Here is a 7,346-nt window from a genome sequence, read left to right on the forward strand (position 1 = left end):
CCATGTTCTTGATCGAGTTGTGCTTTTAAATCTTGTAAGCTCTCTAAAGTGTTATCCCTATTTAAAGAGCCAACAAAAATAAGAGGGATAGTTGCTAAACTCAGATAATAAGCCCTCAATACAAAATCCTGCCCCTTTTCTTTGTAGTAATTGGAGACATTGAGAAGATAGGGATGCAAGATAAGAGTCTCAAGAGGTTTCGGTGTTGCACTAGATGGAAACCTAGCTAGTAAACCCGATTGTATTCTCTTAGCAGGGCAAATATCTTTAGCAAACACTCCATTAGGCAAGATGCCCGCATGGCAGTAGGGTTTGAGATAAGTGTACCCATCACTCCGTCGGTGCAAAAAGCACACCCGATCGTAATGTTTAAGGTGTTGCTTAAGTTGACGGCGCAATGTGGGGATGTAAACAGAAGATCTAAACTTAAAGCCAGAAAGTAAAAATTTTAAAACATGTGTTAAGCGTGTTTTTAACGAAGGAGAAAAACGCACTAACTCCAACTCACCATGGCTTTTTAAAATTTTCTTTTTAGCCTGACACAGCGGAAGCAAGTCATAGAGCAAGTCGCAATTCCACTTTCCTACAATACCCGAACTAATGAGCAAATCGCATGCAAAAGAGAGGCAGAAATCTTGATATTTCTCAATTTCCCCTAACACACGCCCTTGTTGCCAATCCCAATAGATGTCAAATTCCACCACATATAAATTAGGGTTAATTTCTCGTGCGTCTTTGCTGATTTCTCCACTTGAAATACGCTTAAGGGGACCCTCTCTATGGATTTTCTGCCCGTTGAAACTAGCCCCCGTGATGACAAAAACCTCATGCCCGGCCTGTGCTAAAGCTACACTCAAACCATGATCGGCTAAACTAACCCCAGTTTGCAAGGGATGGTATTGTTCAGTCGTTAAGAGAATTTTCATGCCTCTCCTTTGCTATCATTATAACATTTACCATCTGCTTTAGTGGGACTTCGTTGCACTAAAACCTTATAGAAAGGCACGCATGCTAAAATCCCTAGATATTTACATCGTCTCTTTAAAAGAGAGCCCTAGGCGTAACGCTTGCCAAGCTGTGATAGATAACCCCCCTGCACATAACCATTCTTTGCGCTTTAATTTTCATCTCTTTGATGCCATTGATAAGCACAGCCACTATTTTTCAAAAGAATTAGGCTATGTGGGCTTGATTGAAGACTCTTATGCCCCCAAATGGCTTAAAAGCAGTGATTGGTATAAGGGTCTGTATGGCCGGGAGTTATTTCCCGAAGAATTAGGATGCTATGCCAGTCATTACCTACTTTGGTTTAAGTGTATCGCACTCAATCAACCCATCGTGATTTTGGAAGATGATTTTGAATTGCAAGCTAATTTTTATGAAAGCTTGTTAGATTGTCTGAACGCTCCCTTCGACTTCGTACGCCTTTATGGGAATTTTTGGAAAGCCGATCCTAACGTGTGTGCCATTGCGAATTTAGACGGATCTGCTTGTGTGCCTACAAACCCCAAGGTAGAAACCTTACTAAGAGAACACTTTCTGCTCGCAAGTTATGAAGTGGATAGTACGGTTGCCTATTATCTCACCCCTAAAGCGGCTAAGGCTTTTGTGAGTTTTAGCGGGCGTTTTATAGAGCCTGTGGATCAATTTTTAAACCAAGCACATCGCCACTCCATCGCGCACCTAACTTATATTCCCTTAAGTGTGCGTTTTAGCAAACACCACGCAAGTTCTACGATATTTACGGCAGATAACCTCGATTCAAGAAAGAAAACTTATGCTCGCGTGTGGAGCAGGAATCTTACAAGACTCCCCCATTTACTGCGCCTAAAAAGACGCGCGCAACACCTTTACCGCCACTTTTTGCAGGAATATCGCGATCTCTAGTGGCACATCAGTCCATCCAACTTAGAAACAATTTTTTCATAAGCAAATTGCTTTACTTTCTCGTGCAACTCTTGGGCAATCTGGTCATAGTAGCTAGGATCGCCCAACAACGCGTTAATTTGCTGTGCCATCTCTGTAGGCGTGTGCACCACTAGGGGCGCGCACAAATCCCTAACATTACCCACATCGGTACAAATAAAGGGCGTACCAAATTGCATGCTCTCTAAAATTACCATAGGGAAAGCTTCATAGGGAGCACGACTACCATGTATGAATAATGTAGCTTGTTTGGAGAATGTTAACACTTGTTGTCTTTCTATTCCATAGAGAAAGTGCACCTCCCTAAACCCATGTTCTTGATCGAGTTGCACTTTTAAATCTTGCAAGCTCTCTAAAGTGTTATCCCTATTTAAAGAGCCAACAAAAATAAGAGGGATAGTTGCTAAACTCAGATAATAAGCCCTCAATACAAAATCCTGCCCCTTTTCTTTGTAGTAATTGGAGACATTGAGAATATAGGGCGCGCTGACTAAGCGATCAAGCGACTCGGTTGTGTTGTTGTGTTGTTGTGTGCGTCGCTTACTAAGCTTTTTATAAGTTTTTTGGGCGCGCAAATGTCCTTTTCAAAAACCCCATTGGGTAAAATATCCACTTCAGAACAATAGGGTTTAAGATAAGTGTACCCATGACTGCCTTCGTGTAAAAAAAATACTTTGTCATAATTTTTGATAGATCTCATAAATTTTTGGTGTAACCACCACGGATAAGTGCCTCCCTTCATGATGTGCAAGCGCGTCAGAACAAATTTTAGAGCATCTTTGAGAAAGCGTTTCCAGCCAGGACAAATACTCATAAAAGCATATTCCCCATGGGTCCTTAGAATTTTTCTTTTAGCTTTGGCCTGAGGGAGTTTATCACATATGAAATCCGTATTCCAAGTTGACAAGGACACATTCACCAGCAAATCGCACTCAAAAGAGAGAGCAAAATCTGAGTAAGCTTGCAGTTCTCCCTGCCAGCCCCCATTTCCCATAGCAATATAAAAATCAAGCACAAAGAGACGAGGTGCAATCTGTGTGGCTTGCCGCGTTAAACCTCCACTCAGCACTGAGTGCTTTGGACCTTCCCGAAGAATCGCCTGATGGTTAAACATATTGCTAGTGATCACATAAACCTCATAGCCCGCTTGAGATAAAGCCAAAGTTAAGCCATAATCTGCTGTGGCGGTACCGGTTTGTAGCGGGTAATACTGCTCTGTACAATAAAGAATGGTCATCATGTACCTCGTTTTTTCGTAAAGTATAACATGCACGCATGCGGACATGTTATAATTGATGCCATCTTCTAAAAGGAATGACATGCCCTATATTTCTGAAACACTCGATGGCGCAAGGATTCTCATCACCGGAGGGGCGGGGTTTGTGGGGAGCAATCTAGCTTTTTATTTTCAAAAACACCACCCCAAAGCGCGTGTGATTGTGCTGGACAGATTTAGAGAGCAGACTCCCCCTAGTACGAGTTTAGGGCATTTTAAAAACCTCATCGGGTTTAAGGGAGAGGTGGTGCGAGCAGACATCACCCAGGATTTAGATCGCATTAAAAAGCTCGATTTTGACTATCTCTTTCACCAAGCCGCTATCTCAGACACCACAAATCTCAACCAAGAATTGGTCATGCGCACCAACCACCAAGCTTTTTTGGATTTGCTAGACATCGCAGCGCGCAAAAGTGCACGCGTGATTTACGCCTCTTCTGCTGGGGTTTATGGCAACACGCCCGCGCCCAATGTGGTGGGTCAAGGCGAAACACCTGAAAATGTCTATGGTTTTTCTAAACTCTGTATGGATATGAGCGTGCTTAACAGACATGGGGGTATCCCCATTGTGGGTTTGCGTTATTTTAATGTCTATGGTCCCGGGGAGTTTTACAAACACAAAACCGCTTCGATGATCTTGCAATTAGGGTTACAAGCTCTGCAAAACCAAGAAGTTAAACTCTTTGAATTTGGCGCACAACAACGCGACTTTGTGCACATTGAAGATGTGATTCAGGCAAATGTCAAAGCGATGCGCGCGCGCGTGAGCGGAGTGTACAATGTGGGTTTTGGCATAGCGCGCAGTTATAATGACATTGTCGATCTGCTCAAACAAGAATTGGGCGACTTTAAAGTAACCTATATTAAAAACCCCTATGCCTTCTTTCAAGAACACACCTGCGCGCACATCGCCCCCACCCAAGAAGCGCTAGGTTACCAACCCACCTACAGCCTAGAAAAGGGCATTAAAGCCTATATCCCCACCATCCGCGCATGGGCACAGCAAACATGCTAGAGTTGTTGCCCCAACCCCAAAAAGCCCCCCATATTGTGGTGGTGGGCGATCTCATTGTGGATCATTACATTTGGGGTGTGAGTGAGAGGCTCTCCCCTGAAGCCCCCGTGCAGGTGGTGGAGGTACAAACAGAGAGCTACCGACTAGGGGGGGGCGGGAATGTGGCAGATAATCTACGCGCGCTGGGGGCGCAGGTGAGCTTGTGTGGGGTGGTGGGCGCAGATGCGCCCAAGGAGTGGTTGCTTAATCAACTAGCCCAACTTGAAATTGAGGCTCAAGGGGTGCTAGTTGATCCCACACGCCCCACTTGCAAAAAAAGTCGGGTGATGATCTCCAAACAGCAGGTTTTGCGTGTGGATCGTGAAAGTAAAGCCCCCATTAGCCCCACACTCGAACAAACCCTTTTGGACATCGCCACCGCTTTATTAGAAAAGGCGGACGCGTTGGTGATTTCAGATTATCAAAAGGGCGTGGTGGGCGCGCAACTTTGCCAAGCCTTGATCGCCCTTGCCAACCAAGCCCATAAGCCCGTTTTATGCGATCCAAAGGGCAAGGATTATTCTAAATACAGCCACGCCACTTTGATCACCCCCAACAAGAAAGAAGCCCAAATTGCCACAGGTTTAGAGATTCAAGATGACGCGCGCTTGCAACAAGCCCTAGAGCATTTTAAAACACAATTTCATATCGCCATCCCTCTCATCACTCTAAGCGAAGCGGGCATGGCGTTTTTAGATGATAAAAATTTGGTAAAAATCCCCACCATCGCCAAAGAGGTTTATGATGTGAGCGGGGCGGGCGATAGTGTGATCGCGGCTTTAGCCTTTTGTTTGGCTCTAGGTTTTGATCTGCACCAAGCATGCGCCTTTGCCAATGCGAGCGCGGCAGTGGTGGTGGGCAAGGTGGGGAGCGCGCACGCCACTTATGCCGAAGTGCTTGAGTTTTGGCAACGCCACTACCATCAGGGGCAGAAAATTCTAGACCGCCACACTTTAAGCCATATCTTGCGTGCTAGCTCCCCCAAGCGCGTGGTTTTCACCAATGGATGTTTCGATCTCTTGCACAGAGGACATGTGTATTACCTACAAGAGGCTAAAAAGTTGGGGGATATTTTGGTGGTGGGCTTGAATAGCGACACCTCTGTGCGCGCGCTCAAAGGACCCACGCGCCCGATTCAAACCCAAGAGGATCGCGCCTTTATTTTGGCGGGTTTAGAATGCGTGGATTTTGTGAGTATCTTTGAAGAACACACCCCCTTAGAACTCATCCAAACCCTTAAGCCCGATATTTTGGTTAAAGGGAGCGATTACCACAATAAAGAGATTGTAGGGAGTGAGTTGATCAAAGAGGTGGTTTTGATCGACTTTGTGCAAGGCAATTCAAGCAGCAGTCTTATCCAAAAAATTCAAGGATTTCCATGCAAAACTTTATCCAAGCAGAATTTTTAGCCCATATCCAAACCGCCCAAGAAACTTTGTCCCTTTTGGGCAAAGAAATAGAGGGAGCTGCTCTATTGCTCATTGAAGCCTTAAAAGAGGGCAATAAGGTTTTGATCTGTGGAAATGGGGGGAGTGCAGCGGACGCGCAACATTTTGCCGCCGAGCTCACGGGGCGTTATAAAAGAGAGCGCGCAGGGCTGCCTGCCATCGCTCTGAGCACAGACACCTCCGCGCTCACGGCGATCGCCAATGATTATGGCTATCCTAGAGTTTTTGCGCGTCAGGTGGAGGCGTTGGGCAGACAAGGGGATTATTTGGTGGGCATTTCTACAAGCGGCAATTCTGAAAATGTGCTTTTAGCTTTGCAAAGGGGCAAAGAATTAGGCTTGAGCACCTTAGGATTAAGCGGACACCAGGGGGGTAAAATGCGCGCGCTATGTGATTGCCATTTGGTTGTGCCCAGCACGGACACCCCGCGTATTCAAGAGATGCATATTCTCATCATCCATCTGCTCTGTGATGCCATTGAGAGGGCATTTTGTGGGTAGGATGGTTTTAGATAGTCGGTTTTTGCTCTGTTGGGTGAGCTTCGTATTCGCATCCGTATTTTCGCCCGATGCACATCTAAGTTACCTTTCTAAAACTCTGCTTAAGGTCGCCTTTTATAGCGGGGCGTTTTTCTATCTGCTCTACACTCTTTTAAGTTTCCTGCCCACCCGTGTAAGCACCTTCATAAAAAATCTTGTCATTATTTTAAGTCTTTTAGTGGCTTTCATGCGCTTTTTTATGGGCTATGTCTTTCATATGGACATTAACCAAGCCATGGTTGAAACCCTCTTAGGTACAAATGCCCAAGAAGCCAAGTCTTTTTTGATCACCCATGTGTTTTCTCATAGTCTGCTCATTGTAAGCATAGTAGGGGTTTGTGTTTTATTTTTATATTTTGTGCGCTTCAAGTGGGTTATTAGCCCCAAGTTACACAGCTTATTTTTAGGGGTGCTAATTTTGGGCTTGGGGGCGCACATGGGGCGCACGGCTTACCTCTCTCACCAAAGAGGAACAATAGATTGGACACCTCCAGAACTTTGGGACACTCTACCCTTGATCAAGGAAGCGCGCGCGATTTATTTTGGTCTACATAGCGATGCGCAGACGGTACGCGCCAGTCTCAATAAACCCTATCCTAAGGATTACCTCAGTGTAGACATTGACAGCATTGCTAATGTAATCTTGATTATCGGCGAAAGCGCCTCTAAAAATTTCATGGGAGTCTATGGTTACCCCGTACCTAATACGCCCTTTTTAAGTGGCTTAGTAGAGAGAGAGAGAGAGAGAGATCGCAAAATTTATTTGTCTTTGATAATGTGATCTCTGCCTTTGCAAACACCTATGGGGTTTTTTCAACCCTTTTAAATTATGGCAATGTGGAGACACGCACGACTGCATGGTACGCACATAAGAACCTAGGCGATATTTTTAAGACAGCGGGCTATAAGACTTTTTGGCTAGATAATCAAAATCAAGCCCGTGTTAGCAATGCCTACGAACTACTGCCCCGCCGTTTTGAAAATATTTTTTGGACTCCTTCTTGGAACACAGGTGATCGAGCCTTGCTAGAAGTATTTAAAAAGCGCGTCCAACCCTACTTAGGAGCTAAAAATGCGATTGCTTTCCATCTCATCGGTAGCCA

Annotated in this window: 9 protein-coding genes; 6 read left to right on the forward strand and 3 right to left on the reverse strand. The window is 45.1% G+C overall.

Features of this window, described 5'->3' with window-relative positions; all coding sequences use genetic code 11:
- Positions 1-926: glycosyltransferase family protein (locus C6G87_RS06520; protein ID WP_104752717.1), on the reverse strand; the 926-nt coding region annotated here is incomplete at its 3' end.
- A gap of 82 nt (positions 927-1,008) precedes the next feature.
- Here C6G87_RS06520 and C6G87_RS06525 point away from each other — a divergent pair.
- Positions 1,009-1,887: a glycosyltransferase family 25 protein gene (locus C6G87_RS06525; RefSeq protein WP_104752718.1), complete on the forward strand. Its 879-nt coding sequence runs from the start codon at positions 1,009-1,011 to the stop codon at positions 1,885-1,887.
- On the opposite strand, the gene C6G87_RS06530 is transcribed toward C6G87_RS06525, so the two are convergent.
- Positions 1,884-2,501, reverse strand: coding sequence for a glycosyltransferase family 4 protein (locus C6G87_RS06530; RefSeq protein ID WP_233709049.1), 618 nt, complete (start codon positions 2,499-2,501; stop codon positions 1,884-1,886). The genes C6G87_RS06525 and C6G87_RS06530 overlap by 4 nt on opposite strands.
- Positions 2,417-3,247, reverse strand: a complete 831-nt coding sequence (locus tag C6G87_RS06535) for a glycosyltransferase family protein (protein ID WP_158653121.1) — start codon at positions 3,245-3,247, stop codon at positions 2,417-2,419. The genes C6G87_RS06530 and C6G87_RS06535 overlap by 85 nt, the downstream gene beginning before the upstream one ends.
- Here C6G87_RS06535 and rfaD point away from each other — a divergent pair.
- The 5 genes from rfaD to C6G87_RS06560 all read left to right on the forward strand — a co-directional run.
- Positions 3,246-4,217 (forward strand): ADP-glyceromanno-heptose 6-epimerase, encoded by a 972-nt coding sequence (gene rfaD / locus C6G87_RS06540; protein ID WP_104752720.1) that lies wholly within the window; start codon positions 3,246-3,248, stop codon positions 4,215-4,217. The two genes, C6G87_RS06535 and rfaD, sit on opposite strands and share 2 nt — an antisense overlap.
- Complete coding sequence (gene rfaE1, locus C6G87_RS06545; RefSeq protein ID WP_104752724.1) at positions 4,211-5,665, forward strand: D-glycero-beta-D-manno-heptose-7-phosphate kinase; 1,455 nt, start codon at positions 4,211-4,213, stop codon at positions 5,663-5,665. The genes rfaD and rfaE1 overlap by 7 nt, the downstream gene beginning before the upstream one ends.
- Positions 5,635-6,204, forward strand: a complete 570-nt coding sequence (gmhA, locus tag C6G87_RS06550) for a D-sedoheptulose 7-phosphate isomerase (RefSeq protein WP_104752721.1) — start codon at positions 5,635-5,637, stop codon at positions 6,202-6,204. Before rfaE1 ends, gmhA begins: the two co-directional genes overlap by 31 nt.
- 1 nt (position 6,205) lies before the next feature.
- On the forward strand, positions 6,206-7,024 hold the full coding sequence (locus C6G87_RS06555; protein WP_233709050.1) for a sulfatase-like hydrolase/transferase: 819 nt from the start codon (positions 6,206-6,208) through the stop codon (positions 7,022-7,024).
- Positions 7,021-7,346 (forward strand): alkaline phosphatase family protein (locus tag C6G87_RS06560; protein ID WP_459177834.1); only part of this gene is annotated, 326 nt, incomplete at its 3' end. The genes C6G87_RS06555 and C6G87_RS06560, both read left to right, overlap by 4 nt.

It is taken from the genome of Helicobacter baculiformis (genome assembly GCF_900197685.1).
Taxonomy (GTDB): domain Bacteria; phylum Campylobacterota; class Campylobacteria; order Campylobacterales; family Helicobacteraceae; genus Helicobacter; species Helicobacter baculiformis.

What these genes read in the sequence shown, in the direction of transcription:
- C6G87_RS06525 (WP_104752718.1), top strand. Translation starts at nt 1,009, where the DNA reads ATGCTAAAATCCCTAGATATTTACATCGTCTCTTTAAAAGAGAGCCCT.
- rfaD (WP_104752720.1), top strand. Translation starts at nt 3,246, where the DNA reads ATGCCCTATATTTCTGAAACACTCGATGGCGCAAGGATTCTCATCACC.
- C6G87_RS06535 (WP_158653121.1), bottom strand. Translation starts at nt 3,247, where the DNA reads ATGTCATTCCTTTTAGAAGATGGCATCAATTATAACATGTCCGCATGC.
- rfaE1 (WP_104752724.1), top strand. Translation starts at nt 4,211, where the DNA reads ATGCTAGAGTTGTTGCCCCAACCCCAAAAAGCCCCCCATATTGTGGTG.
- gmhA (WP_104752721.1), top strand. Translation starts at nt 5,635, where the DNA reads ATGCAAAACTTTATCCAAGCAGAATTTTTAGCCCATATCCAAACCGCC.
- C6G87_RS06555 (WP_233709050.1), top strand. Translation starts at nt 6,206, where the DNA reads ATGGTTTTAGATAGTCGGTTTTTGCTCTGTTGGGTGAGCTTCGTATTC.